Here is a 26874-nt window from a genome sequence, read left to right as displayed (position 1 = left end):
TTAGGCTTCATCATCATAAAAGACAACCAGGCGTTTGGGCGCCAGCAGGCCATCGTCATTGATGGCACCCACACCAACGAACCGTCGCGCTTCCCCAAGGGTAATGCGCATCAGGCTGTCGCTGGACACACCTGCGACGCGCACAGGGTTACCGTTCATCAGATACGGAGCAACCGCATCCGGAATATTCACTTCCGGAAAATCGGCCACAGCGGTATCCATGGGCAGCAGCAGCGGGTCGAGCAAGGTTTTTGGCTCGACGCCCTCTTGCTCTGCCTGAGCCAACAAGGCTTCCAGTGCTTCTATGGTCACCATACGCTCGTAGGGATAACCTGCGACGGCTGTGCGTCTGAGCATAATCACGTGGGCACCACAACCCAGCTTTTCACCCAAATCATCAATGATGGTACGGATGTAAGTGCCCTTGGAGCAGTGGATATCCAGTGTCAGCTCATCGCCTTCAAGCTTGATAAAGTTCAGCTCAAACACTGTGATGGGCCGGGCTTCGCGGGGTACTTCTTTGCCTTCACGGGCGTACTTGTACAGGGGTTGGCCCTGATACTTGAGCGCCGAAAACATAGAAGGTACCTGCAGGGTATCTCCCCGGAAACTGTCCAGGGCGACATCCAGTTGCTCCGGGGTGAAATTCATGGGTCTTTCGCTGACCACGTCACCGTCAGAATCACTGGTGTCGGTACGCTGGCCAAGTTTGGCGGTAACCAGATAGCGCTTGTCCGCATCCAGCAGGTGCTGGGAAAACTTGGTTGCTTCACCCAAACACACCGGCAGCATGCCGGTTGCCAAGGGATCGAGCGCCCCCGTATGTCCGGCTTTAGACGCATTGTAAATGCGCTTAACCCGCTGCAGGGCATGGTTGGAACTCATGCCCGTGGGTTTATCCAGCAGGACGATACCGTCGATATTGCGCCCTTTGGTGCGTCTTGCCATCAGTCTTCCTCGCGCTGTCCTTCCTGGGGTTCATCGTCGCTGTGGCCTTTCTTGGCCTCATCGTCACGAATGACCTTGCTTACCAGGTTCGACATCCGCATCCCTTCAACCAGAGAGGCATCGTAGATAAAGCGCAGCTCAGGCATCACCCGAAGCTTCATACGGCCAGCCACCAGGGTGCGGGCATAAGGTGCTGCGGTGTTGAGGGCTGCCAGCTTGGCTTCAATAACCTGAGGGTCTTCCTCGAAAAAGGTCACATACACTTTGGCGTGGCTCAGATCGCGGGATACATCCACATCATTGACGGTTACCATGCCGATGCGAGGATCTTTCATGTCCCGCTGCAGTACGAAAGCCAGCTCCTGTTGCAGCTGCTGACCGATACGGCGGGTACGACTAAATTCTCTTGCCATGATTACTTACCATAAAATCAACAAGGGCGGCCTGAGCCGCCCTTTTTGGTTGTTAGAGTGTCCGTGCGACTTCGATAGTTTCGAACACTTCAATTTGATCGCCTACGCGAACATCATTGTAGTTCTTAACGCCGATACCACACTCCATGCCGTTGCGGACTTCGTTCACGTCGTCCTTGAAGCGGCGCAGAGACTCCAGCTCACCTTCGTAGATTACCACGTTGTCACGCAGTACACGGATTGGCGCGCTGCGCTTCACGATACCTTCAATCACCATACAGCCGGCGATAGCGCCAAGCTTAGGCGACTTGAACACGTCACGTACTTCAGCCAGACCGATGATCTGCTGCTTGAACTCAGGTGACAGCATACCGCTCATGGCAGACTTCACTTCGTCAATCAGGTCGTAGATCACGCTGTAGTAGCGCAGATCAACGGCTTCAGATTCGATAGTCTTACGGGCCTGAGCATCGGCACGCACGTTAAAGCCAACCATGATGGCGTTGGAAGCCGCTGCCAGAGTGGCGTCGGTTTCGGTCAGCGCACCTACACCAGAAGCGATGATGTTCACCTTCACTTCATCAGTAGACAGCTTACGCAGCGAGTCGGAAATCGCTTCCAGAGAACCCTGAACGTCGGCCTTGAGGACAATGTTCAGCTCTTGTACTTCGCCTTCAGTCATGTTGGCGAACATGTTCTCGAGCTTGGACTTCTGCTGACGCGCCAGTTTCACATCACGGAACTTGCCTTGACGGTACAGGGCCACTTCACGGGCTTTACGCTCGTCGCGAACCACTGTCGCTTCGTCACCGGCTGAAGGCACGCCTGACAGACCGAGGATCTCCACAGGAATAGACGGGCCGGCTTCCAGAATAGGTCGACCATTTTCGTCTTTCATGGCACGGATTTTACCGTACTCAAGACCACACAGAACGATGTCGCCCTGACGCAGAGTACCTTCCTGAACCAGTACAGTCGCTACCGGTCCACGGCCCTTGTCGAGCTGGGATTCGATAACCACACCGGCAGCCATACCATCACGCACGGCTTTGAGTTCCAGAACTTCAGCCTGAAGCAGGATAGCTTCCAGCAGTTCATCAACGCCCTGACCAGTCTTGGCAGACACGTAACAGAACATGTTCTCGCCGCCCCAGTCTTCTGACATAACGCCATGCTGAGACAGTTCGTTCTTCACGCGGTCGATATCGGCTTCTGGCTTGTCCATCTTGTTCACAGCCACAATCAAAGGCACGTTACCGGCCTTGGCGTGCTGGATAGCTTCGATGGTCTGTGGCATTACGCCGTCGTCGGCGGCCACTACCAGAATAACGATGTCAGTTGCCTTGGCACCACGGGCACGCATGGCGGTAAAGGCCGCGTGACCTGGGGTATCCAGGAAGGTGATCATGCCGTTATCGGTTTCTACGTGGTAGGCACCGATGTGCTGGGTAATACCACCGGCTTCACCGGCCGCTACCTTGGTGCGACGGATGTAGTCCAGCAGCGAGGTCTTACCGTGGTCAACGTGACCCATGATGGTAACAACAGGTGCACGAGGCTCAAGCTTGGTGGTGCTTTCGTCATCACGATCTGCCAGAACCTGATGCTCCAGCTCGTTTTCACGCAGCAGTACAACCTTGTGGCCCATTTCCTCGGCAACCAGCTGGGCAGTTTCCTGATCCAGTACCTGGTTGATGGTCACCATGGAGCCCATCTTCATCATCGCTTTGATGATCTCGGTGGCTTTGACTGCCATCTTCTGTGCCAGTTCGGCCACAGTCACAGTCTCACCGATACGCACGTCACGGGTCACAGCTGCCACAGGCTTGTTAAAGCCGTGAGCCATGGACTCGGGAGTGCTCTTGTACTTCATGTGCTTCTCACGACCTTCGCGTGCGTCTTTACCACCACGCTTGCTCTTGGTCTGAGTCTTGTTGCGGTTGCGACGGCCGCGTTTTTCATCGTCCAGGTCGGCGCTGTCTTCGGCAGCACGGGCTACCTTGGACGTAGTCACATGGTGATCGCCGTAACGCTCGGCCTCAAGACGACGACGCTCTTCTTCAGCCCAACGAGCCGCATTCTCTTCAGCCAGCAAACGCGCTTTTTCTTTGGCAGCGGCTTCTTCCTGAGCAGCCTTGCTCTTGGCAGCTTCTTCCTGCTGAGCCTTCAGGCGGGCAGCTTCAGCCTTGGCCTCTTCAGACTCAACTGGCTTTGGCTGCTCTTTGGCGGCACTTGCGCTGGCTTTTGCTTTGGCTTCGGCTTCCGCCTTGGCTTTTGCTTTGGCTTTGGCTTCAGCTTCAGCTTTGGCCTTGGCTTCGGCTTCCGCTCTAGCCTTGGCTTCTGCTTCGGCTTTGGCCTTAGCTTCGGCTTCTGCCTGAGCACGGGCTTCTTCTTCAGCCTTCAGGGCAGCTTCGTTGCCGTCACGCTTCACAAAAGTACGCTTTTTACGCACTTCAACTTTTACATCTTTAGACTGGCCGCCACCGCTGGACACGCTCAGTGTAGACACTGTCTTACGCTGCAGTGTCATCTTGGTTGGCTGAGCATCACCGCCGTGCTGTTTCTTCAAAAAGTCCAGCAGTTGCTGCTTTTCAGATTCAGACACAGTGTCAGCTTTAGCCTTTTTGATACCGGCCTGGCCAAACTGTTCTATCAGTCTATCAACAGTTTTACCGACTTCTGTGGCTAGTTTCTCTACCGTAATTTCCGTCATAGGTTACCTCCCCTGTTGATCGACTTAAGACTCTTCGCCAAACCAACAGATGTTACGGGCAGCCATGATCAGCGCACCGGCTTTCTCTTCTGTCAATTCTTCTATTTCGATCAAATCATCAATGCCTTGTTCGGCCAAATCTTCCAGCGTCACTACACCACGGCTTGCAAGCACAAACGCGAGGTGGCGCTCCATTCCGTCAAGATTCAGCAATTCTTCACTCGGCTCTGCACCGTCAAGCGCCTCTTCAGACGCCAACGCACGGGTAGAAATGGCCGCTTTGGCGCGCTCACGCAAGGCTTCAACGATGTCCTCGTCAAAGCCATCGATTGCCAACAATTCAGCAACCGGCACATAAGCCACTTCTTCCAGTGAGGTGAAGCCTTCATCGGCCAGCACCTGAGCAAAATCTTCATCTACATCCAGTGACGCCATAAACAGCGCAACCACTTTGGCACTTTCGGCCTGGTGCTTGGCATTCATGTCTGCCACTGTCATTACGTTCAGCTCCCAACCAGTCAGCTGAGTAGCCAAACGAACGTTCTGGCCATTACGGCCAATGGCCTGGGCCAGAGAATCGGCTTCAACGGCGATATCCATTGAGTGGTTATCTTCATCCACGATGATAGAAGCCACATCAGCAGGTGCCATTGCGTTGATTACAAACTGCGCCGGATTATCGTCCCACAGCACGATATCCACACGCTCGCCACCGAGCTCGTTAGATACGGCCTGAACACGTGCACCACGCATACCCACACAGGCACCGATAGGATCGATGCGGCGGTCGTTGGACTTCACTGCAATCTTGGCACGGCTGCCGGGATCGCGTGCAGCGCCCATTACCTGGATCATCTCGTCTGCGATTTCAGGCACTTCAACGCGGAAGAGCTCAATCAACATTTCAGGCTTGGTGCGGGTCAGATACAGCTGAGCACCACGGGCCTCTGGACGTACTGCGTACAGCAGTGCACGAACTCGGTCGCCTGGACGGAAAGATTCGCGGGCAATCAGGTCTTCTTTGTACAACACGCCATCGGCGTTATTGCCAAGGTCAACAATCACACTGTCACGATTGCTCTTCTTCACCACACCAGTGATGATTTCGCCTTCTTTATCGTAAAACTGTTCAACTACCTGAGCTCGTTCGGCCTCGCGCACTTTTTGCACGATAACCTGCTTGGCTGTTTGGGTAGTGATACGGTCAAATACCACTGACTCGATCTCATCCTCGATAAACTCACCCACCTGAATTTCAGGATTTTCATATTGGGCAGCTTCGAGCGTGATCTCGCGGTAGGGGTTTTCCAGCGCTTCGCCGTTATCCTCTACCACCATCCAGCGGCGGAACGTTTCGTAGTCACCGGTCTTGCGATCGATGGCCACACGAACGTCGATATCACCTTCGTACTTTTTCTTGGTTGCCGTGGCCAGAGCTGTCTCCAGCGCCTCGAAAATCTTTTCACGCGGAACGGCTTTCTCGTTTGAAACCGCTTCAGCGACCAGCAGAATCTCTTTATTCATCGTCTTGCCTCGTTCACCTTGAAACCATCAAAACTTCGCAATAATGTTGCCTTTGCGGATATTGTCCAGGGCAACGACCAATGTCTTGCCATCGACTTTGATGGTCAGCATCTGGCCTTCAACCTTGTCGATAACACCTTTCAAGTTCCGACTGCCTTCAACAGGCATGGTCAGTTGTACTTTTACATCTTCGCCCACGTATCGGGCGTATTGGGCTGCATTGAACAGCGGTCTGTCCAGCCCGGGTGAAGACACTTCGAGAGTGTATTCGTTGGAAATTGGGTCTTCCACATCGAGGATTGCACTGATCTGGCGACTGGCTTCTGCACAGTCGTCAACGGAAATACCCTGCTCGCTGTCGATATAAACACGCAGGATGGAATGTTTTCCTGCCTGCACGTACTCAATGCCCCACACCACATAGCCAGCGGCTTCGACAGCCGGTGTCAGCATTTCTGCCAGTCTGGTTTCCAATGTCGCCAAAGTGACCCCCGAAAAAACAAAAAAGGGCTATAAAGCCCCAGTAACTGTACCGCAAAGAGCTGCGGTGGATCTGAAAGTCCATATAACAAAAAACCCCGTAATAACGAGGCCATTGCTTATAAGAACCTGTTTACAGTAGCGAATTCTTCCTTAAATTCGAAACTGGGAGCTGGTTGCGGGGGCCGGATTTGAACCGACGACCTTCGGGTTATGAGCCCGACGAGCTACCATGCTGCTCCACCCCGCGTCAACTGCTGCAAGTATATTGACTTAGCAACTTACTTGCAATGACTGCTACCGGTTTAACCTGGTTTCAATCATTTTAATTGGTGCCGAGAGCGGGACTTGAACCCGCACGTCCGTTAGGACACAGCCACCTCAAGGCTGCGCGTCTACCAATTTCACCACCTCGGCTAATCTTGCTTCTTAGTCAGGAATTTTGGTCTCTGACTTTTCGGTTTGCTGAACTTCCTCTGCAGTAGGCTCAGAACCGATATTGTTCCACTTATCTTCCTGTTTGATGTGGTTTGCACTCAGGTTGCCAATGATCAGGCTCAGAGTGAAAAACGCCACAGCCAGGATTGCAGTGGAGCGGGTCAGGAAGTTGCCTGAACCACTTGAACCAAACAGGGTGCCTGATGCGCCTGCGCCAAATGACGCTCCCATGTCGGCCCCTTTACCTTGCTGGATGAGAACCAGGCCAATCAGACCCAGAGCAACCAACAAGTAGATAACTATCAGTACTTCGTACATATTATGCGCTCATTGCTATGGAACACAGAGTTAAAAACTCGGTCGAGTTTAAACTGGCTCCGCCAATCAGTCCACCGTCAACATCAGGTTGGGCAAATAAATCTGCCGCATTGCTTGGCGTTACACTTCCGCCATACAGAATCCTGACATTCTCCCCGATAAAGGGGGAAACTTCAGAGAGCCTTCTGCGAATAAACGCATGAACTTCCTGGGCTTGCTCTGGTGTAGCGCTTTTACCTGTCCCTACTGCCCAAAGCGGCTCGTAGGCGATAATGGCGTTATCAAAAGCCATGGTACCGTTCTTTTCGATAACCACATCCAACTCTTCAGCTATCACCTCAAAGGTTCTTCTAGCTTCACGAGCGGGACCTGACTCACCAACACAGAGTATTGGGGTCAAACCGTGCTTTTGGGCGGCGGCAAACTTTTCTGCGACTATGTCGCTGGTTTCACCATACATTCTTCGCCGCTCTGAATGTCCGACAATCACATATCGGCATCCGGAATCTTTTAGCATCTGCCCGGAAATTTCACCGGTGTAAGCACCGAAGTCATGTTGACTCAAATTTTGAGCCCCCATACGAACCAAGCAACCGTTTAGGGCTTCTTTATTCGCTTCGAGCAACTGCCTGACGCTCTCGAGGTAAATTGCCGGCGGACACAAGACCACTTCCGCTGAATCGTTTTGGAGCTTAACGGCAAACTTTTTGAAGAGTTCCTGTGCCAGCGCTGAGCTGCCATTCATCTTCCAGTTGCCTGCTACCATTGGACGTCTGAGTGCCATCTCCATCTCCTCTGAAAGCGGAGCGAATAATAGCGAACCGCGTTTTAAGTTACAACACCTATTTTCGACTTTTTGGCAAAAACAGGCCCGACTGTTGCTTTTTTATTCCAGCGAGCCTGTTTTCGCTTAAAATGCGCGCTAACTTACTAAAATTTATACATTAACGCTTTCAAGACGCCGCTTTTACCGCATCGGCAATCGCAGTGGCGAGACGGGTCACCGTCTCTTTATCTTCGCCCTCAACCATCACCCGCAGCAGCGGCTCTGTGCCGGATTTACGCAGCAAAACCCGGCCACGCTCACCGAGCTCACCCTCAACTTCTTCCACCTTGGCGGTGACGCTTTCCGCCTCCAGCGGATTTCTATCGCCTTCAAAGCGGACATTCACAAGGATCTGCGGGAACATCTTGAGATTGGCAATCATCTCTTTGAGGTCTTTACCGCTTCGGCGCATCGCCGCAAGCACAAGAATACCGGCGACGATGCCATCACCTGTAGTACCGTGATCAAGATTGAGAATATGGCCGGAATTTTCCCCACCTATGCGCCATCCCAGCTCCTTAAGAAGCTCCATCACATAACGGTCGCCCACCTTGGAACGGGCAAAGGGAATACCTTCTTCCTTTAAAGCCAATTCAAGGCCGAGATTAGCCATTTGTGTGCCAACAACACCGCCCTTTAGCACGCCTCGCTCTTTGGCATCCAACGCCAGTACATAAAGGATCTGGTCGCCATCAACAATGTCACCATCGCGGGTTACCATCATGATGCGGTCGCCGTCGCCATCCAGGGCAATACCCAAGTCAGCCTTAACTTCCAGCACCTTATCACGAATGGCCGCCATGGAGGTGGCGCCACACTTATCGTTGATGTTCATGCCGTTGGGCTCAATGCCTATTGCAACAACCTCTGCCCCCAGCTCTCGGAATACGGCAGGGGCAATGTGGTAAGTTGCACCATGGGCACAATCAACCACGATTTTGAGACCACTCAAGGTTTGGTCTGCCGGGAAGTTTCCTTTGCAGTATTCGATATAACGACCCCGGGCATCGTCGATGCGGGATACTTTGCCGAGGAACTGGGACTCGGCGCAGATGAGTGGCTTTTCCAGTTCCGCTTCAATGGCAAGCTCGATGTCATCATCCAGCTTACTGCCATCACTGGAAAAGAATTTGATGCCGTTGTCGTAATACGGATTATGGGAGGCGCTGATAACGACACCAGCCTCAGCGCGGAAAGTACGGGTAAGATAAGCCACCGCGGGCGTTGGCATGGGCCCCATTAACAGCACATTAAGCCCCGCGGAAGAAAAGCCCGCCTCCAAAGCAGACTCAAACATATACCCCGAGATACGGGTATCTTTGCCGATGATGACTTTTTTGGTACCGGTTCTTGCCAGTACGCGGCCTGCGGCCCAACCCAGCTTCAATGCCAGTTCGGGCGTCATTTGATCCGCACCCACTTTACCGCGGATCCCATCAGTTCCAAAAAATTTACGTTGTGACACTCTCTACCCCATTCACTTCCACGCTCCCCAAAGGGGCGTCTATAGGTCCCTGTATCAATACCATTACAGGTGTTTGTATTCCCGGGTGGCCTCAAGTACCTTGAGGACATCTATCGTCTGTGCGACATCATGCATCCTGATAATGTTTGCGCCCTGCTGCGCCGACAATAAGGCGCCCGCAAGGCTGCCAGCGAGGCGAGAGGTCGCATCGCGACCGAGTAAATTGCCAAACATGCTCTTTCGGGACAAGCCTGCCAGCAGCGGTAAACCAAATCGCTCAAACTCTGCAAATCGGGCGAGCAGCTCATAATTGTGCGACAGCGTTTTACCGAATCCAAAACCGGGATCAAGGATAATCTGCGCCTGTGGGATCCCCGCGTCAACACAAGCCGCAATTCGATGTTCAAAAAACGTACACACATCATCCATCAAATTGTCATACAGTGGACTTTGCTGCATGGTGCGGGGCTGTCCCTGCATATGCATCAAACACACAGGTAACCCGGTTTCAGCAGCAACGTCGAGCGCTCCCGGCTCCTGCAGAGCACGCACGTCATTAATGATATGGGCACCAGCCTTTGCTGCTTCGCGCATAACACCGGCTTTACTGGTATCCACAGAGACCCACACGTCATGGGTCTTGCTCACATACTCCACCAGTGGGATGACGCGGTTTAACTCTTCATCCAGCGACACCTCGGCCGCGCCCGGACGGGTAGACTCACCACCTATATCAATGATGGCAGCACCTTCTGTGACCAGTTGGTCGGCGTGTTCACAGGCGCTCTCCAACGCGGCAAATCTGCCTCCGTCGGAAAACGAATCCGGGGTCACATTCAAAATCCCCATCACCACAGGGCGACTAAGGTCGAGGGTTTTATCTCTGGCAGTCAGTGTAAACACAGGCACTCCTTAAACAAGAAAACCCCGGATTCGGGGTCTTCTCTGTAACATCACTCGCGATGCGCTATCAATGCTTGGTGACAGGTTCGTCGGGGTTCAGGTCGGTTGGCTCTGCAGGGTCAGCTTCATCTGCTGCAGCTTCTACACCCTTATTACCCTTGTCACCTTTATCACCATTTTGTTCATCCTTTTGCCAATCGGCAGGCAGACGAACTTCACGGCGCTCCATCAAATCTTCAATCTGACGTGAGTCGATGGTTTCGTACTTCATCAGCGCGTCTTTCATGGCATGCAATATGTCCATGTTATCCACCAGCAATTGATTGGCGCGCTCGTAGTTACGGTCAATGATAACCTTCACTTCGGCATCAATCAGTGCTGCGGTTTCTTCTGACATATGCTTGGCCTTGGCCATGGAGCGACCCAGGAACACTTCGCCTTCTTCATCGGCATAAAGCAGCGGACCAAGCTTCTCAGAGAAGCCCCATTGGGTCACCATGTTACGGGCAATGGAGGTCGCATACTTGATGTCCTGGGAAGCACCGGTCGATACCTGCTCGCTACCATAAATCAGCTCTTCAGCAAGACGACCGCCATAGGCAACCGAGATTTTACTCTCAAGCTTACGACGACTCTGACTAATGGCATCGGCCTCAGGCAGGAAGAAAGTCACACCCAAGGCTCGGCCACGGGGAATAATGGTGACCTTGTGCACAGGGTCGTGCTCGGGAACCAGATAACCCACAATGGCATGGCCGGCTTCGTGATAGGCGGTCATTTCCTTTTCGGCTTCCGACATCACCATGGAGCGGCGCTCGGCGCCCATCATGATCTTGTCTTTGGCGCGCTCAAACTCTTCCATACTGACCACGCGGCGGTTACCACGGGCGGCAAAGAGGGCGGCTTCGTTTACCAGGTTGGCAAGGTCAGCACCGGAGAAACCCGGCGTACCACGGGCAATCACACTGGCTTTTACATCTTCGGCCAATGGCACTTTGCGCATATGCACTTTGAGGATTTGCTCACGACCGCGAACATCGGGCAGACCCACTACGACCTGACGGTCAAAACGACCGGGACGCAAGAGCGCAGCATCGAGCACGTCAGGACGGTTGGTGGCAGCAATAACGATAATACCTTCGTTACCTTCAAAACCATCCATCTCCACCAGCATCTGGTTCAGGGTTTGCTCACGTTCATCGTGACCACCACCGAGGCCAGCACCACGCTGACGGCCCACGGCATCGATTTCGTCGATAAAGATGATACAAGGTGCTGATTTCTTTGCCTGGTCAAACATGTCGCGTACGCGGGATGCACCCACACCCACGAACATTTCCACGAAGTCAGAGCCGGAAATGGTAAAGAAAGGCACCTTGGCTTCACCGGCAATGGCTTTGGCCAGCAGTGTCTTACCCGTACCTGGAGGGCCCACCATGAGAACGCCCGTTGGAATACGGCCGCCGAGTTTCTGGAACTTGGTAGGGTCACGCAGATAGTCCACCATTTCCTTCACTTCTTCTTTGGCTTCATCACAGCCAGCCACATCGGCGAAGGTGGTTTTAATCTGATCTTCACTCATCAGCTTGGCTTTGCTCTTGCCAAAGGACATAGCGCCTTTTCCGCCGCCGCCCTGCATCTGACGCATAAAGAAAATCCACACGCCGATAAGCAGCAGCATGGGGAACCAGGAGATGAAGATTTGCGTCAGGAAACTGGATTCCTGCGCTTCTTCCCCTTTGATGACAACACCTTTACGCACCAGGTCATTGATCAGGTCCTGGTCGTACATGGGCATGATGGTGGTAAATTTTTCACCACTGCGCTTTTGCCCTTCGATGGTGCGTTGGTCGCTCTTGAATTCAACCGACAGGATCTGATCGGCTTTGTTTTCTTCGAGGAACGTGGAGTATTCCATCTTCTGCGATGAGGAAGAAGAGGGGGAGTAACCCTGGAATACCGACATCAGCACAACGGCGATGACGACCCAGAGAATGAGATTTTTTGCCATATCACTCAAATTAATAGACCTCTTTAAAGTCTGTCGAAGCTAAGCGTTAGGGTACTACAACTTATACCCGGTCGCCACCAGATAGACCTCACGGGAACGCGCCCGTGATGAGTCCGGTTTACGGGTCTTAACGACCTTAAACGCCTCTCTGACCGCTTTCATGTACTCGTCAAAGCCCTCCCCCTGAAAGACTTTTACGGCAAAGCTGCCATTGGGCGCCAATACCTGATGACACATATCCAGTGCTAATTCCACCAGATACATGGCTCGGGGCTGATCTACCCCATCAGAACCACTCATATTGGGTGCCATATCAGACAGCACCACATCTACCTTCTCGTCGCCCACCCGGTCGAGCAATGCATTGAGCACAGCTTCTTCCCGGAAGTCGCCCTGTAGAAAATCCACGCCAACTATGGGATCCATGGGCAGGATATCACAGGCAATCACCTTACCCCTATCACCCACGAGTTTGACCGCGACCTGAGACCAGCCACCCGGGGCTGCTCCCAAATCCACCACCGTCATGCCGGGCTTTATCAGATGATCCTTTTCCTGCAATTCTTCGAGCTTGAAGGCGGCACGGGAGCGTAAGCCCCGTTTTTGTGCCAATTTCACATAGTGATCATCAAAATGCTCCTGCATCCAGCGGGTGGAGCTGGCAGAACGTTTTTTAGCTGTCATTAAAAATCCGCGACAATGAGAGTTACACAAGGGCTATATAAGGGTAGAATACCCAACTTTCAACAGTAACTCAGCAAAAGTTGGTACAAATGAATCTGACCACCAAACAAAAACAGCATCTCAAAGGACTGGCGCACGATTTAAAGCCGGTGGTGCTGCTCGGGGCCAACGGCCTTACCGAGGGAGTGCTGGCTGAAATCGACGGAGCCCTGAGTCACCATGAACTTATCAAGGTGAAAGTGGCCAGCAGCGATCGTGAAATGAAAAACGCCATCGTTGACGCCATTGTACGTGAAACCCAAGCCGCCAAGGTCCAGCTTATCGGTCACGTGCTGGTGCTGTATCGCCAGTCCGAAGAACAAAAGATTGCCCTGCCAAAGGCGCGATAATCTTTCGCTCGTTCTTACAAAGAGCATCAACAAAAAAGCCGCTTAACAGCGGCTTTTTTGTTTGTTCGGCAACGGAAGCTATTAGATATATTGCACTTCCACCACTTCATAAGCGGTTACACCTGCAGGGGTGGTGATATTCACTTCGTCCCCGAGGTTTTTACCCACCAGACCACGGGCAATGGGTGAGTTCACCGAAATCAGGTTTTCTTTGATGTTGGCTTCATCGTCACCCACGATGCGATAGGTCACTTCGGCATCAGTGTCCAGATTCAGAATAGTGACTGTGGCACCAAAAATGATACGGCCATTGTTGGTCATCTTGGTGACATCAATGATTTGGGCATTGGACAGCTTGCCTTCAATATCACGGATACGGGCTTCGCAGATCCCCTGCTCTTCACGGGCAGCGTGATACTCGGCATTTTCTTTCAGGTCGCCAAGTTCTCTTGCCGCAGCGATGGCTTCAGTGATTTTAGGGCGGCGGTCAAACTTCAAAATATCCAGTTCTTTGCGGAGCTGCTCGGCTCCAACCACCGTCATAGGCACCTTATTCATAGTGTCTTTCGTCTCCTTAAAACAAAAGCAACCTGATGCCGGTAAACTACCAGCACAGGAAAACGATGCGTGAAATTGGCGCTAGTGTACCCTGAAATCCGTGGCCGATGCACGACAATTCCCCATGAAAAACGCCCCTTGCGGGGCGTCTTAAAAGGCATTCAGCGATTTATTTACGAATGCCTTCAACCACTAAGTCCAGGGTCACATGGGTAGAGGCTGGGCCCAGGTCGTAGTTGATGTTGTAATCCTTGAGGGCAAAGCTGGTACTGCCGGTAAAGCCGGCACGGTAGCCGCCCCAGGGATCGCTGCCTTCGCCGATGGCAACGGCATCTATAGTCAGAGGCTTGGTCACACCGTTAAGGGTAAAGTTGCCCTCGATAACCAGAGTGCCATCGCTACCCGCCTTTACAGAGGTAGACTCAAATACGGCCTCGGGATACTTACCTGCATTAATAAAGTCGGCACTCTTTAAATGTTTATCACGCTCGGCGTGATTGGAGTCGAGGCTTTGGGTGTTGACCGTTACCTTTACGTTGGCCGTTTCCGGTGACTTGGCATCGAAACTGAACTCGCCGCCGAAGTCGTTAAAACGCCCCACCACAAAACTATAGCCCAGGTGGTTCACTTTAAAATTGATAGACGCGTGCGCGCCCTGAGTATCAATCACATAGTCCGCAGCAAATGCTGGAACAGCAGCCAATGATGAAACAAACAGCGCAGAAAGCAGGGTCTTTTTCATATTCAGAGTTCCTTTTGAGGTTTTAGGATACGTATTAAGGTGGCATTTTTATCAATAACATGGTGTTTAATTGCAGCCAGGGCATGGGCCGTCACCAAGGCTATCAGCAGCCAGGCAAGTACACTGTGGATTTGCCCTGCCAGATCTTCCTGTCCCGGGAAAGACACAAGGGCAGGAATCACTATCAGGTCAAAAAGCGCCAGTGCCCGTCCATCGGCTGTTGAAATGAGGTAACCACTTATCACCAATGCCAACGGCAGCAGGTAAAGCATCAGATGCACCGCTTTGGCCAACTTGACTTCGGCTCCCGCCCCCAAGGCGCGTGGCTGCGGATCCCTTAAACGAATCATCAGCCTCAAAAGTAATAAAACAAACACTACGCCGCCGAAGCCTTTGTGCCAAAACGGCGCGATGCGATACCACTGGCTGTAATAGTTAAGCTCCACCATCCAAAGCCCCAACCCAAATAGCCCAAGGATAAGCACCGCCATCGTCCAGTGAATTCCAATAGCGAACCAGCCATAGCCCGACGTACGATTTCGCCACATAATCTTCAACACACTATTTAACGAGAATGGTTATCATCTTAAGCGGTACCCCAAATAATAAAATCGCTAAAAATCGCCCATTAGGTTCGATTTTTTAGAAATATGAGGGGATTGGGTATCTGAGTGTCCGAAATGGGGAAGCCAGCCAACTTTAGAGTGACAACACCGTCATTTTGTTGGTTAATTCGGCAATGGTGCAGCATCTGAGTGAGCCTTGGCGATTATCTGTCCAGACGCGCAAAAACACAGGAAAAAGCGCTTGCAGGAAAAAAATCACCGCTATATTATACGCGCACTCCAGACGAGACGGGCACAACAACCCGGTCTGAAGTAGACGACTAACGCTCAGTTTAGTTGCCCGAATAGCTCAGTTGGTAGAGCAGCGGATTGAAAATCCGCGTGTCCCTGGTTCGATTCCGGGTTCGGGCACCACCTTTCAGGCCGGCATAGCTCAGTTGGTAGAGCAACTGACTTGTAATCAGTAGGTCCCGAGTTCGACTCTTGGTGCCGGCACCATATAAAGTTTAAAGCCACTCTTTGAGTGGCTTTTTTCATTTATCCACTTTTATATCTACTCCTCCTGTACCACCTTTTTGGTCCCTCGTGATTTTCTGGAATGAAAAAGGAGGCCTGAGCCTCCTTTGAATGCATTTACCTGTCTTCAGTCAGGTAGCTTGTTACTTCCAGCTACGCATCTTGTGCCCTTTTACGGCATAGAACAGGATAAACAGATAACAGGGCAACATCACCATATAGCCACCTTGCTGGCCCAGCGACGACGCTTGACTGGTAAGACCCCAAAACAGTGGGCCAAACGCACCACCAGCAATGCCCATCACCAACAGCGCTGAACCGGTACTGGTCAGCTTGCCCATACCTGACAGTGCCAGAGGCCATACTGCTGGCCATACGATGGCATTTGCCAAACCCAGAAATGCGATCATCAAAAGCGTATCTGGTAGCATTGCACCGCCAAAGGGAACCAATACCGCGTTGGCGATAGCATAGGACTCATTATCGCCAAACAGGATCCCCAACGTCAGCAGCACACCCAGAATGGCAGAGATCATGAGTGCCGTTGGCTGAGAGATAAATCGAGGGATGGTTAAGATACCTAAGGTGTAACCCGCCACCATACAGATCATGGTATACGAGGTCATCACACCGTAATTTTCGACCCCTAAAGAAAGGGCAAAGGTACCTATGGTATCACCGGCAATCACCTCTACCGCAACATAGAAAAACAGCGCAACCACACCCAGGGCAAGATTCGGATGTGAAAGTGCTTCACCAATCTGACCTTTAGTATTGTGCTGCTCGTCCTGCTCTTCACTCTCTAACTCAGGGAGTGGTGATTTCTTCACTAAGATGGCGAGGAAACCGATAAACAAGGCCATACCCAGATAGGGGATCACCAAACCATTTGCCATTTCATCGATTTGAGCAGCTGTAAGCTCTGTACCCACGCGGTCTTTAAACGAATCCAGGATCAGAGCCGTGAATACCAAAGGTGCAATGACACCGGCGCCCTTATTCAAGATGCCCATGACACTGACACGTGCTGCAGCTGACTCTTCAGGGCCAATCCGCACCACATAGGGGTTCACGGCAGTTTGCAGTAAGGTTTGCCCCGCGCCCATCACCAGCTGAGCAAACAAAAACAGCGCAAAAATTTGGGTCTTCGCCGCAGGGATAAACAACAGCCCGGCGATCATCATGATCCCCATCCCCATCGCCATACCGGATTTATAACCTACCTTACGAATAACCCAGGCAGAGGGCAGTGCGGTAAAGGTCACGGCAATGTAAAAAGAGAAGAGGATGAGTGAAGCTTGAAGCGGGGTGAGCTGAAGGATCTGCTTAAGGTAAGGCATCAATGAGCCATTTAACCAGGTGGCAAACCCAAGAATGAAAAAGAGTCCCGCGACAATCGCCATCGGGATAACGCTGCTACGTTTACTTTCACTTTTAAGTGTCATTTCCATAAGCCTGTTTTCTTATAGTAATTAATGTTCTGATATCAGGCTGGCTGACATCGGCTAACTCATAAGTTTAACTCGCTCCATAGGGTGAGAAGCTATGAAAAACCGGACTCATCCCATCCATGTTTCACCGATGTTAAAACACAAAGCCCAAAAAGACAACGCTGTCATTTCATTAAAACACGCATGACTCAGCCATGGTGGCAACTGCCAGCACAGGCACCTTAACAGCATTGACTTAAATCCGGATGAATATGCCTTTGCGGTACATCCAGTAAAGCAGCGCCCACTGCACCAGCAAAAATCCAATGGCTGCCGCCAGCGCCTGAGCTGGCATGGGTAAGGCATTGATGAATCCACCAAAAAGACTCTTGCTGAAGTAGTCCCAATTCATCAGGCTCGAGGCGAGATAAATAATAATGGAGTTCACTCCAATCACCACAAAGGGAAATGCCAGGCGCTTGGCACCCAGCAAATCCACCACCACATAAAAGAGCGCGAGGAACAGCAGATTCCAACCTGTGGTCACCAGTACAAAGCTTGAGGTCCACAAATCTTTGTTGACCGGCAGCACGCCATCAAGGCCCCAGCCAAGCACCAGTGCCAACATCCCTGCCCCAGCCAATAAGCCCGCCTTTGCCCAATCTCCCTTGGCATGGGGGGTCACAATAAAGCGGCCAACGAATACGCCCATCAGCGCATTCACTATTGCAGGCAGGGTCGAGAGAATGCCTTCAGGATCGTAAGGGCGATGTTGATAGGTGCTCCCCGGCAAGAAATGGGTATCTACCCAGGCATTGATGGATCCGGCGGGCGTCAGCACACCGGCCTGCCCTCCGGGCACCGGCAGCCACAGCTGAATCGCTGCGTACCCGAGTAAAATCACCACGGCGGCCACTATCTGAGTGCGCAGGCTGGTATGCCAAACCAGCAGGGCGGCAAAGAACCAGGCAAAGGCAATGCGGCCCAGCACACTGGCGTAACGCACCTCTTCTGGATGAGCCGGAATGCCAGCGCCCCAGCCGTGGTTATAGAGCACGCCCAGGGCTAACAGCAAAAACAAGCGCTTTACCGCGTGGCGATAAATGGGATTGCGCTCGGCAGACGGCAGTTTATCGAGCCGCTTGGGTGACAGCCCCAGGGCTACACCGGAGAGGAAGATAAAGAGTGGGAAGATCAAATCGTAAAAAGCAAAACCATGCCACTGGCTGTGATGCATCTGGGCATCGGCGGCTTGCCAGAAGGACCATCCCGTCAGGGCAAAGAGCGCAATAAACAACTTCTCACCGCCCAAGATCCAGAACATGTCAAAGCCCCTCAGGGCGTCCAGTGACATCAGCCTCGGCTTGTCGGCCTTGGTCTGCGTTGCTCCCATCGTTCTATCCTTTATTGTTGTTATGCTTTCAGTCTTTCAGTTTTTTACCGATAAAAACAGGCCCCGGAGGAGCTAACTCCACCAGGGCCGGTGTGTAATACTCTTGGCTCACAGGCCAAACACCTGCTTGCCACCAATCCAGGTACCTCGGCAACGGCCGTTGCCATCCAGCAGCACCAAATCCGCTTGCTTACCGAACGCAAGCGTCCCCACCCGATTGTCTATGCCAAGGAAAGCGGCAGGATAAAGTGACGCCATGCGAATGGCTTCGGCCTGCGGCAGTCCCAGCATGTCGACAGTATTTTGCACCGCACCGGCCATATCCAGCACACAACCAGCGAGCTCTCCGGTCAGGGCATTGAGCTTGTCGCCCTGACGCACCACTTCAATGCCAAACAGCTCAAAACTGGCATTATCATCCATGCCTACTGGGGGCATGGCGTCGGTCACCAACATCACCTTGCCGCGGGGCTTGGCCTTAATGGCGATACGGGCCGCCGCCGAGTGCACATGGTGGCCATCAACAATCAAACCGCACCAGGCTTTATCGCTGTCGATGGCTGCGCCCACTACACCGGGCTCACGGGAGGTCAATGCCGACATGGCATTATAGAGGTGGGTAAAACCGGTGGCACCCGCGTCGAGCGCTGCCATCGTGGTCGCGTAATCGGCATTGGAGTGCCCAAGGCACACCTTCACTCCGGCATCCACCAGGGCGCGGATCACCTCGGGAGACACATTCTCAGGTGCCAGAGTCACAACCTTCAGCCCCAGGTCCTGGCGGGCAAAAATCTCCAGCTCCCGATCGCCAATGCGGCGAATATGCGACTCAGGATGCACACCTTTTTTGGGCACCGACAGATGTGGCCCCTCAAAGTGCAGCCCAAGCACACCGGGGGAGCCTTTGGCGATAGCCGCCGCAGCAGCATCGGCTGCACGTGCCATGGTCTCAACCCCATCGGTAATAAGCGTCGGCAAATAACCTGTGGTACCAAAGCGGGCATGGGCAGCGCCAATGGCCTCGATGGCGGCCACGGTTGGGGTGTCGTTAAAGAGCACACCACCACCACCATTGACCTGCACATCGATAAAACCAGGCACCAGGGTGCCCTGCAATCTCACCTCGGCAGCACCCGCTGCAGTGTCGAGGGCCAGTACATGGCCATCTTCCACCGTCACAGGCACATTGTGGTGAAACTGCTCGCCATCAAACAGGCGCTCGGCGATAAGGGTCGTTTTCATGCGCGCTCCGGGCAATCAATTACAGGGTCTGGGTAACCTTTTTCAGGCCCGCCGGTGAATCCGGGTCAATGCCTCGGGCAACGGCAACGGCTGCCACATCAATGTAGAAGCGCTGCAGCAAAGCAAGTGGCGCCACCCGTGGGTGGATGTCGGTGGAGGTTTGGTTCAGGTGAACCAAATCGGCACCGCGACTGCTGACGTTCTCAATCTGCTCGATGTGGCTGGCATAGGACTCATCGCCCACACACACATCCACAATGGTCAGCTTCTTCTCAACCAAGGTCACAGGACCGTGGAGGAATTCAGCACTGGAGAAGGCTTCAGCGTGAATAGAGCACACTTCTTTAAGCTTAAGGGCAATCTCTTTGGAGACGGCATAACCAAGGCCACGGCCCAGTACCACCAGGTTACGCACGGCGCCGATGCCTTCGGCAGTGAGCTGAGGCTCAGCGCTCACAGCGGCTTCCAGCGCGGCAGGCATGGTGTCAACGGCCTTGGCCAGCGACTCGCTCTGGGTCCATGCTGCAGCCAGTTGGATAAGCGCAGACAGGGTACACAGGTAGCTCTTGGTGGCGGCAACGGCCTTTTCTTCACCGGCACGCAGCGGCAGTACAACATCCACAATGTCTTTGATGGGCGCAGATTCATCGTTCACCAAGGCCACACAGAAGGCACCGGCGTTTTTTGCCATACGGGCCTGGGCAAGGATATCAGGGCTGCGACCGGACTGGGAGATCACAATGACCAGGGCGCCTTCGAGTTTCAGCGACTTGCCATACACGCTGGCCACCGAAGGAGCGGCGGCAAAGGTCGGTACACCTGTTTCGATTTCAAAAAGATACTTGCCAAATACACCGGCGTGATCTGAGCTGCCACGACCCACAATCATCACGAAGCGGGGATTGAGTTCCCTCAGCTTGGCGCCGAGCTCGGCGGTGATCTGAGCGTTGGCAGCCAGTTGGGCCGCGATTTTGGCAGGGGCCGTGCGGGCTTCCTGCTCCATGATGGTGTTGGTCATCTGTGTCACCTTAAGTCTGGAAATCGTGGGTAAAGCCAGCCGCCTCAGGCCGCTGACTGTTTGTTATGTTGCTGAATGGCGAATAGCACTGCGCCGGTTTCTGGCGCCGCCAGGGAAGGCTCCAACCGCGCAACTACGTCGGCATCGAGCCATTTTTCAAGTGGCTCGGCCAGCCCACCAATCATGGAGAAGCGCTCGGGGCCAAGGGTAAAGAGCTTACGGGCCATCTCACTGATGTAGGCCGCGCCCTCACGCAGTATGGCCTCTGCCACCCTATCGCCTTCATCGGCAGCAGCCAGCACCTCGCGGGCAAGGGTGGCATAGCAGCTTGAAGAGCGGCCAGCCAGATTCTCAACAATGCCCAAAGCATCAACTACACCGAGATTGGCAAAGAGGCGCTCGGTCAGAGCTGTTGGCCCGGCAAAACCATCGAGGTGAAGCAGCACATGTTGAGCCGCCCTGAGCCCAAGCCAGGCTCCACTGCCTTTATCACCCAAGGCAAAACCATGGCCGCCCAGGCACAGACTCTGCTCACCAACGTGCACATAACCGCAGGAGCCCGTTCCTGTGATGATCACGGCGCCGTCTCCGCCCTGATGGGCACCTATGCAGGCGGTATGTAAATCGGAGGTCACATACATGGCCTTAAAGGGATGCTGCCAACCCTGTACATCCGCAAGCAGCCTTGGCACATTCACCCCCGCAAGCCCGAGGCCAGCCACCAGCGAACCTGCATCACTGAGGCTCAAACCCGCATCCCTGAGCGCCAGCTCTGTTGATGTCAGAATGGACTCGAAGGTTTGCTCCAGCCCAAACAAAGGGTTGGCGCGCCCGGCTACACCGGTGCCCAGCACATCGAGTTTGTGGTTGTACAGGGTTGCCCGGCACTTACTGCCACCACCATCAATACCCAGGTACAACTGCCCTTCCAAGGTCTGGTCAAATGCCATGACTTTCCTCTTTGCACATATGGATTTGGCCTGGAACCCTTGCCCACGACCTATGCATTTTCAAGTTAATCCCATGTTACAGCAAAAATGACAGCGTTGTCATTTAAATTTTCAACGGGAACAAAAATCAGCGTTCACACCCAAAAACACTGATGTATTCGCATAAAAAGAGGTCTGATTTTCATAATAAAAATCAGACCTCCGTTGTTACACCCTGGTTACTTCACTTCGAGGGCACGGCCCTTGCGAGTACCGTCTGCCGCCACACCACGCACTTCAACCGGCAACTTGGTTACCGCAACCGGTCCCTGATAAGGCTGCCAATTGCCACCGGCCTCACGGTATTCAATGCCAAGCCCCGGAAAGGCGATATTGGCCGACAGCTTGCCATCCTCAATACGGGCGCCAACGGTGGGCACACGATAATGAATACCGGCCAGATCCAGCTTGGCGAGCTCTTTATGGCCAAGGGTGTTGGCCATCTGCTGCCAATCGGCGGCCTGCTGGGCTCGGGCCTCCGTGGTAAAGGTGCCACTGCTCTGGTTATAGAGCATGCCCTCATGGTTGTAAGGCACTTCCCAACCGGGTTTATGCCAGGCACGCTCTGCCAGCATCAACAGACGGGGGAAAATCATGTACTCGGCCTGCTCATCACTGCGAATGGTTTCGCTCCACAGCTGCCCCTGGATACCGTAAAAGGCCTGACCAGCCCCCATGGGCTCACTGATGACCTGTCCCTTCTCATCGAGAACCTTTCTGTCGTCGGCCTCGAATGGGTTGTTCTCGATATCCAGCCACTGCTCGGCATTGGCCGGCAGATTGCCGGGCATAAAGCCGAAAACCTTCTGGCTATTGGTGGCGCGGCTCGCCCAGTAGTAGCCATGTTCCTTGGGGTCTGCCTCGTAGGGAAAATCGAAGTACAAGACTTCGGGATTGGACAACACCACTTCCCAGCCCATATTGGCCTGCTTGTGGGCACGCTGATGGCCTTTGTAGGCCACCACATCCCAGATATTGCTCTGGTTCATGGCGGGCATTTTTTCCGGACGGGTATGGCTCATGCCATCACTCCAACCGGCAGGCTCGATGCCCTTGTCGTGCAGCATATTGGCCACCCGCTCGATAAAGTAAGCGCCCAGCTCACTCTTATCGGCCACCCCCTTGTCGTTGTTGGCGATAAAGGCTTCGCACTTGGGCGACTCAAGCCAGGCACCGGCGGTTTCATCGGCGCCAATGTGATAACGGGTCAGCGGCTGTCCGGCCTCTCTATGGAGCTTGGCGATTTCATCAATTACCTTATCGACAAAGTGATAGGTGGACTCGATGCACACGTTCAGGGTGTTGTCGTCGTAATACTGGACCGAGCTATAGACCGTCTTATCTTGCGGATCGATAAGGCGATACTCTTCAGCGCCCTTGATATCGCCCGCTTCGGCGAGACGACGATACCTGGCTTCCATGGCTTTTACCGCAGCGCGGCTGTGGCCGGGCATATCCATGGACGGGATAACCTGGATTTGTCTGGCTGAGGCGTATTTGAGGATCTCAATATAGTCAGCCTTGGTGTAGAAGCCATTCACCTTTACATCGGCATCGGGACCACTGCCGAGCTGCGGCAGGAGGCAGGTGTCTTCGGTAAGGTCATGACAACGTTTGCTGCCAATTTCGGTGAGCTCCGGCAGGCCGTCAATCTCGAGACGCCAACCCTCGTCATCGCCCATATGCAGGTGCAATTTGTTGAGCTTATAGGCCGCCATCTGGTCGAGGAGACTCAGCATAAACTCCTTGGAATGGAAGTTACGGGATACATCAACATGCATGCCGCGAAAGCCATATCTTGGCGCATCTGAGATTTTTTGGGCCGTGATAACCGGTTTGCCGGGCTGAATAAGCGCGGCCAGCGATGACAGACCATAGGCAAAGCCTGCTTCGGTGGCAGCTTTGATCTCGGCGCCCTCGGGGCGGATAAGGAGATGATAGGCTTCCTCATCGAGTGAGTCATCACTTACCAGCTTAAGCTTGGCACCGGTGGCGGCTTCCTCAATCCCGAGGCGGGCAAGACGCGCCAGCGCAGCATCTATGGCAACTTTATCCAGTCCCTGGGGCAGTTCAATCGCAATACCGCCGGACAAGTCCAGCGTGCCAAGCTCGGCTTCCAAGGTTTGAGACAAAGGCGCAGGGATGATGCGCTGGGCCGCAGCGGCGGGGTCGGCCACCAGCGATTCATTACCTTCAAACAGCACAGCCGCTGTCGCCCATGGCAGCTTGTCGTTGTCGGTGCGACGATACTGCTTATCGGCATCGCTAAAGGCTTCAACGTAAGGACGCTGCTCAAGGCCGGTTTCGGCCTCAACCGCCAGCCTGGTGCTGGCAATTACCACCGGCTTAAGCCCCGGCGATGTGATGTAGTAATTGGGCATGGCATCGGTTTCAGACAGCTGCCACAGCTCACCGCGAAACGCCAGTGTCTGGCTCTTATTGGCCTTGAATCCACCGAAACGCTCGGTCGGCTTGATACGATGCAAATCGCCTTTTACGTGTTCAATCACAAAGTCTGTGCTTTGCACCGACTGCACAGGGCGCATCTGGCTGTAATAGATTTCAAAATCGCGACCGTCGAAATCAATGGCTGATGTCAGCACAATTTCAGCCTGGAAGCAGCGCCCTTCGGCCACGTCCTTGATGCAGTTGTCATCGGGTCTGTTGGTGATCACCCGGTATTTGACGTCAAGCCCGTCGGCAAAGGCCTGCAAACTGGCCTGGCTTAATACCGAAGCCCCGGCGGCAACGGCAGCAGGCTCGACCGGTGCTTGTGAGCACCCACTGACGCCGAGGGCGAGAAGAATCGCAGATGCGGCTAAGGAAAATTTCATTGTTGTCCTCATTTTTCCTGTTTCTCAGGGCTACAACCTGAATGAGTTTACAAGTGCCCGCAATCTTTCCCCCTGTTGGAACAGGCGCTCACCGGACTGCGCCAAAAAGGCACTGTCTGCTGAGGCCGAACCTGAGATGCCGGCGAGATCGTTCAAACTTCTGGAGATATTTTCGGTGACGCTGGTTTGCTCGGATGCAGCATGGGCCACCTGGGTATTCATGGCATTGATATTGGAAACCAGACGGGTAACGCTGGCAAGCATGGATTTGATTTCCTCTGCCTGAAACAACGACTTATCCGACAGCTGCTGACTGGCGTCCATCACGGTAACCGTATCATTCACCCGGGTTTGCACCTGCTGGATCATCTTTTGAATTTCGCCGGTGGCTTGCTGGGTACGGCTTGCAAGGGTGCGCACTTCGTCGGCCACCACTGCAAAGCCCCTGCCCTGCTCTCCCGCACGGGCGGCTTCAATGGCGGCATTCAGCGCCAGCAGATTGGTCTGCTCGGCAATGCTGTTAATCACCACCACCACTTCATCAATCTTTTGCGTTTCCTGCTGCAGCTGCTGCACCGATACTGCGCAGCGGCCAAGCTCATCTACCAGCTGACGGGTCAGTGCGAGACTCTGGTCGAAGCGGCGCTGACTCTCATCCACCTGCGCATCGGCCTCGGCCGCAGCTTCTGAGGTGCGCAGGGCATTGCCGGCCACCTCGGCGGCGCTGGCAGACAGCTGACAGACTGCGGTTACTGCGGCTTCGGTCTCCTGACGCTGCTCCTGCACCCTCAAATTATTGGCGCCGCTCAGGCTTCCCAGGGTGCCCGCCCCTTCAATCAGCTGGGTGGCGGTTTCCTGCACCTTGGTTACTGTGGCATGAATTTGTTCTATAAAGGCATTAAAAGCGGATGCCAGACGGCCAATCTCATCCTGACTTTCCACCGGCAGCCGCCGGGTAAGGTCACCATCACCGCTGGCAACATCCTCCATGGCCGACACCACATGGGCCAGCGGCGTAATCACCAGCTTTTTGAGAATGATGACGATGACCACCATGGACAGCAGCAAAATCAGGGCGCCCTGGGCCAATAGCCCCAACAGTAAGGCGCGAAGCCGCGCCTCCATGGGCGCCCGGGTAAAGGTCACGTCCATCTTGCCGGTGGGTTTGCCGTTGTCACTGAAACTGATGCTCTTTTGCTCGAGAGCCGCATCTCCGTCGGCATGACTGCCGACACTGGCCATGGGCTTACCGCGATGGTCGACCACCCTGAGCGCCGCGATTTGCTCCTGCTCCAGCGTGACTGACAAAATGGCTTCGATCTGCTCGAAATCGTAGGTAAACACCGGCTGGGCCATGGTCACCGCAAGACTGGCCAGAGTGTCTTTTTCGTATTCGGTAAAGGCCTGTTCAAGCTTTTGCTTTTCAAACAAAAAGGTTGCGCCAAATAGCAGCACCATCAAGCCCGACAGCGCCACCGCCAGGCCAATCTGCACCTTGAAAGCCAGATTATTATTCATTTCACCCCCTCCATACTGAACAGATCGAGCCATAACTCAGGCCGGTTAACCGGCGTCTGTGGGCTCAAATCCGGTGTATTCAACCGAATGATGACCCGTTCATTGAATTTGGCGATGCGATAGAGCTCGTCGATATTGAGCGCTTTATTGAACATGCGGTCGAAACTGCCATCGGCAATCATGGCCTCAAGGCCACGGTTTAAATCCTCGGCGAGCGCCTGACGTTTGGGGGAAACAAAGAAGTACGCAGGACTGCGGTATTGCAGCAAGATGCGGCTATCGACTTTCAGGGCCGGGTCGGGATGCTTGGCAAGCTCATCCCAGATTTCCTGAGCGCCGAGTGCCAGATAATCGAAGCGGCCACCTTCAAGCATGGGGTAAAGGTTCTTGTACTTATAGCTGGTGACCAGCGGCAAGCCATTGGATTCGATGATGGTGGCGTCTGGCCAGTAACGGTTTTGACCTGCCCGAAAAGCGCTGAAATCCCGCTTGTTTTTGACGTTGGCAAATCGGCCCTGATCCGCATCACGGATGATAAGCAGCCGGTTACCCAAAAGCCCTTTGAATAATGGCACCCTGATGGGTAATACAGTGCGTTCGAGTTCGGCCGAGGTCATGCTCCAAAAAACATCGATATTCCCCTCAAGCACTTCTTCAACTTTGCGCTTTTGGTTCATCTCTGAGCTTAATTGGGAAATATGGTAGTGGGTGCCCGAGCGCTTCAGCGCCTCGGTAAGCAGGGTGAACTGCCAACTATTGGGAATGGTAGTGACAAGGGATGCACCGGCGGCTTGGCACGGCATAGCGCCGGCAAGGGAAGCCGAAAAAAACAGTGCGTAAAACCAAGACCTTGTTTGCATTGTGCAGCCCTCTTTTATGGCGAACGCCATGGGGGTTGTCGTTGTTTTAGTACCGCCAATACCCGGGCTTTGCACTCAATCACCCAAAAAAAAGCT

General features: G+C 53.6%; 23 protein-coding genes and 4 tRNA genes. 3 read left to right on the top strand and 24 right to left on the bottom strand.

Translation table 11 applies throughout. The annotated features are described in order from the left end of the window. The 13 genes from truB to rlmE form a co-directional block, all read right to left on the bottom strand. On the bottom strand, positions 1–948 hold the full coding sequence (gene truB, locus JQC75_RS04610; protein ID WP_203326298.1) for a tRNA pseudouridine(55) synthase TruB: 948 nt from the start codon (positions 946–948) through the stop codon (positions 1–3). Then, positions 948–1361 carry a 30S ribosome-binding factor RbfA gene (gene rbfA / locus JQC75_RS04605; RefSeq protein ID WP_203326297.1) on the bottom strand — a complete coding sequence of 138 codons (414 nt, stop codon included), beginning with the start codon at positions 1359–1361 and terminating at the stop codon, positions 948–950. Before rbfA ends, truB begins: the two co-directional genes overlap by 1 nt. A 52-nt stretch (positions 1362–1413) precedes the next feature. Next, positions 1414–4074 (bottom strand): translation initiation factor IF-2, encoded by a 2661-nt coding sequence (infB, locus tag JQC75_RS04600; protein WP_203326296.1) that lies wholly within the window; start codon positions 4072–4074, stop codon positions 1414–1416. A 24-nt stretch (positions 4075–4098) separates the two neighbouring features. Next, a complete protein-coding gene (gene nusA, locus JQC75_RS04595) occupies positions 4099–5598 on the bottom strand; it encodes a transcription termination factor NusA (protein WP_203326295.1) in 1500 nt (499 codons plus the stop codon). A gap of 27 nt (positions 5599–5625) precedes the next feature. Further along, positions 5626–6081 carry a ribosome maturation factor RimP gene (gene rimP / locus JQC75_RS04590; protein ID WP_203326294.1) on the bottom strand — a complete coding sequence of 152 codons (456 nt, stop codon included), beginning with the start codon at positions 6079–6081 and terminating at the stop codon, positions 5626–5628. A 170-nt stretch (positions 6082–6251) separates the two neighbouring features. Further along, positions 6252–6328, bottom strand: a tRNA-Met gene (locus tag JQC75_RS04585). Between the two features lie 80 nt (positions 6329–6408). Continuing rightward, positions 6409–6495, bottom strand: a tRNA-Leu gene (locus JQC75_RS04580). Positions 6496–6507: 12 nt separating this feature from the next. After that, positions 6508–6834 (bottom strand): preprotein translocase subunit SecG, encoded by a 327-nt coding sequence (gene secG, locus JQC75_RS04575; protein WP_011759074.1) that lies wholly within the window; start codon positions 6832–6834, stop codon positions 6508–6510. Position 6835: 1 nt separating this feature from the next. Further along, positions 6836–7618 (bottom strand): triose-phosphate isomerase, encoded by a 783-nt coding sequence (tpiA, locus tag JQC75_RS04570; protein WP_203326293.1) that lies wholly within the window; start codon positions 7616–7618, stop codon positions 6836–6838. A gap of 169 nt (positions 7619–7787) precedes the next feature. Further along, the gene (gene glmM, locus JQC75_RS04565; RefSeq protein ID WP_203326292.1) at positions 7788–9125 is read right to left on the bottom strand and encodes a phosphoglucosamine mutase; all 1338 of its coding nucleotides are present in this window, start codon (positions 9123–9125) and stop codon (positions 7788–7790) included. 63 nt (positions 9126–9188) lie between these two features. Then, a complete protein-coding gene (gene folP, locus JQC75_RS04560; RefSeq protein ID WP_203326291.1) occupies positions 9189–10028 on the bottom strand; it encodes a dihydropteroate synthase in 840 nt (279 codons plus the stop codon). 67 nt (positions 10029–10095) lie between these two features. Next, entirely contained in the window at positions 10096–12048 is a 1953-nt protein-coding gene (gene ftsH, locus JQC75_RS04555; protein ID WP_203326290.1) for an ATP-dependent zinc metalloprotease FtsH, read from the bottom strand. 45 nt (positions 12049–12093) lie between these two features. Beyond that, positions 12094–12723 carry a 23S rRNA (uridine(2552)-2'-O)-methyltransferase RlmE gene (gene rlmE, locus JQC75_RS04550; RefSeq protein ID WP_203326289.1) on the bottom strand — a complete coding sequence of 210 codons (630 nt, stop codon included), beginning with the start codon at positions 12721–12723 and terminating at the stop codon, positions 12094–12096. A gap of 89 nt (positions 12724–12812) precedes the next feature. On the opposite strand from rlmE, the gene yhbY reads away from it, so the two are divergent. Next, complete coding sequence (gene yhbY, locus JQC75_RS04545) at positions 12813–13112, top strand: ribosome assembly RNA-binding protein YhbY (RefSeq protein WP_011759068.1); 300 nt, start codon at positions 12813–12815, stop codon at positions 13110–13112. Between the two features lie 81 nt (positions 13113–13193). Here yhbY and greA read toward each other — a convergent pair whose 3' ends face one another. The 3 genes from greA to JQC75_RS04530 form a co-directional block, all read right to left on the bottom strand. Continuing rightward, positions 13194–13670, bottom strand: coding sequence for a transcription elongation factor GreA (greA, locus tag JQC75_RS04540; RefSeq protein WP_203326288.1), 477 nt, complete (start codon positions 13668–13670; stop codon positions 13194–13196). Positions 13671–13839: 169 nt separating this feature from the next. After that, a complete protein-coding gene (locus tag JQC75_RS04535; protein WP_203326287.1) occupies positions 13840–14412 on the bottom strand; it encodes a YceI family protein in 573 nt (190 codons plus the stop codon). Positions 14413–14414: 2 nt separating this feature from the next. Further along, the gene (locus JQC75_RS04530; RefSeq protein ID WP_203326286.1) at positions 14415–14960 is read right to left on the bottom strand and encodes a cytochrome b; all 546 of its coding nucleotides are present in this window, start codon (positions 14958–14960) and stop codon (positions 14415–14417) included. A 356-nt stretch (positions 14961–15316) separates the two neighbouring features. Here JQC75_RS04530 and JQC75_RS04525 point away from each other — a divergent pair. Continuing rightward, a tRNA-Phe gene (locus tag JQC75_RS04525) sits at positions 15317–15392 on the top strand. A gap of 8 nt (positions 15393–15400) precedes the next feature. Continuing rightward, positions 15401–15476 (top strand) — tRNA-Thr (locus JQC75_RS04520). 161 nt (positions 15477–15637) lie between these two features. Here JQC75_RS04520 and nagP read toward each other — a convergent pair. The 8 genes from nagP to JQC75_RS04480 all read right to left on the bottom strand — a co-directional run bounded on the left by nagP (position 15638) and on the right by JQC75_RS04480 (position 26721). After that, positions 15638–16945: an N-acetylglucosamine MFS transporter NagP gene (nagP, locus tag JQC75_RS04515; protein WP_203326285.1), complete on the bottom strand. Its 1308-nt coding sequence runs from the start codon at positions 16943–16945 to the stop codon at positions 15638–15640. Positions 16946–17180: 235 nt separating this feature from the next. Continuing rightward, complete coding sequence (gene nagX, locus JQC75_RS04510; protein WP_203326284.1) at positions 17181–18317, bottom strand: transmembrane glucosamine N-acetyltransferase NagX; 1137 nt, start codon at positions 18315–18317, stop codon at positions 17181–17183. Positions 18318–18425: 108 nt separating this feature from the next. After that, entirely contained in the window at positions 18426–19559 is a 1134-nt protein-coding gene (gene nagA / locus JQC75_RS04505) for an N-acetylglucosamine-6-phosphate deacetylase (protein WP_203326283.1), read from the bottom strand. 19 nt (positions 19560–19578) lie between these two features. After that, entirely contained in the window at positions 19579–20577 is a 999-nt protein-coding gene (gene nagB-II / locus JQC75_RS04500; protein WP_203326282.1) for a glucosamine-6-phosphate deaminase NagB-II, read from the bottom strand. Positions 20578–20621: 44 nt separating this feature from the next. After that, entirely contained in the window at positions 20622–21527 is a 906-nt protein-coding gene (gene nagK, locus JQC75_RS04495; protein ID WP_203326281.1) for an N-acetylglucosamine kinase, read from the bottom strand. A 218-nt stretch (positions 21528–21745) separates the two neighbouring features. Then, positions 21746–24400, bottom strand: a complete 2655-nt coding sequence (locus tag JQC75_RS04490; protein WP_203326280.1) for a family 20 glycosylhydrolase — start codon at positions 24398–24400, stop codon at positions 21746–21748. A 30-nt stretch (positions 24401–24430) separates the two neighbouring features. Beyond that, positions 24431–25918: a methyl-accepting chemotaxis protein gene (locus tag JQC75_RS04485; protein WP_203326279.1), complete on the bottom strand. Its 1488-nt coding sequence runs from the start codon at positions 25916–25918 to the stop codon at positions 24431–24433. Then, a complete protein-coding gene (locus tag JQC75_RS04480; protein WP_239002136.1) occupies positions 25915–26721 on the bottom strand; it encodes a substrate-binding periplasmic protein in 807 nt (268 codons plus the stop codon). The genes JQC75_RS04485 and JQC75_RS04480 overlap by 4 nt, the downstream gene beginning before the upstream one ends. Positions 26722–26874 lie beyond the last annotated feature (153 nt).

The organism is Shewanella litorisediminis, from assembly GCF_016834455.1.
Classification (GTDB): domain Bacteria; phylum Pseudomonadota; class Gammaproteobacteria; order Enterobacterales; family Shewanellaceae; genus Shewanella; species Shewanella litorisediminis.
Note: the sequence above shows the minus strand (reverse complement) of the source record. Positions and strands in the feature narration are given on the sequence as shown.

Coding starts and splice junctions, on each gene's coding strand:
- truB (WP_203326298.1), bottom strand. CDS start 948: ATGGCAAGACGCACCAAAGGGCGCAATATCGACGGTATCGTCCTGCTG.
- rbfA (WP_203326297.1), bottom strand. CDS start 1,361: ATGGCAAGAGAATTTAGTCGTACCCGCCGTATCGGTCAGCAGCTGCAA.
- infB (WP_203326296.1), bottom strand. CDS start 4,074: ATGACGGAAATTACGGTAGAGAAACTAGCCACAGAAGTCGGTAAAACT.
- nusA (WP_203326295.1), bottom strand. CDS start 5,598: ATGAATAAAGAGATTCTGCTGGTCGCTGAAGCGGTTTCAAACGAGAAA.
- secG (WP_011759074.1), bottom strand. CDS start 6,834: ATGTACGAAGTACTGATAGTTATCTACTTGTTGGTTGCTCTGGGTCTG.
- tpiA (WP_203326293.1), bottom strand. CDS start 7,618: ATGGCACTCAGACGTCCAATGGTAGCAGGCAACTGGAAGATGAATGGC.
- rlmE (WP_203326289.1), bottom strand. CDS start 12,723: ATGACAGCTAAAAAACGTTCTGCCAGCTCCACCCGCTGGATGCAGGAG.
- yhbY (WP_011759068.1), top strand. CDS start 12,813: ATGAATCTGACCACCAAACAAAAACAGCATCTCAAAGGACTGGCGCAC.
- greA (WP_203326288.1), bottom strand. CDS start 13,670: ATGAATAAGGTGCCTATGACGGTGGTTGGAGCCGAGCAGCTCCGCAAA.
- JQC75_RS04535 (WP_203326287.1), bottom strand. CDS start 14,412: ATGAAAAAGACCCTGCTTTCTGCGCTGTTTGTTTCATCATTGGCTGCT.
- JQC75_RS04530 (WP_203326286.1), bottom strand. CDS start 14,960: ATGTGGCGAAATCGTACGTCGGGCTATGGCTGGTTCGCTATTGGAATT.
- nagP (WP_203326285.1), bottom strand. CDS start 16,945: ATGGAAATGACACTTAAAAGTGAAAGTAAACGTAGCAGCGTTATCCCG.
- nagX (WP_203326284.1), bottom strand. CDS start 18,317: ATGGGAGCAACGCAGACCAAGGCCGACAAGCCGAGGCTGATGTCACTG.
- nagA (WP_203326283.1), bottom strand. CDS start 19,559: ATGAAAACGACCCTTATCGCCGAGCGCCTGTTTGATGGCGAGCAGTTT.
- nagB-II (WP_203326282.1), bottom strand. CDS start 20,577: ATGACCAACACCATCATGGAGCAGGAAGCCCGCACGGCCCCTGCCAAA.
- nagK (WP_203326281.1), bottom strand. CDS start 21,527: ATGGCATTTGACCAGACCTTGGAAGGGCAGTTGTACCTGGGTATTGAT.
- JQC75_RS04490 (WP_203326280.1), bottom strand. CDS start 24,400: ATGAAATTTTCCTTAGCCGCATCTGCGATTCTTCTCGCCCTCGGCGTC.
- JQC75_RS04485 (WP_203326279.1), bottom strand. CDS start 25,918: ATGAATAATAATCTGGCTTTCAAGGTGCAGATTGGCCTGGCGGTGGCG.
- JQC75_RS04480 (WP_239002136.1), bottom strand. CDS start 26,721: ATGCCGTGCCAAGCCGCCGGTGCATCCCTTGTCACTACCATTCCCAAT.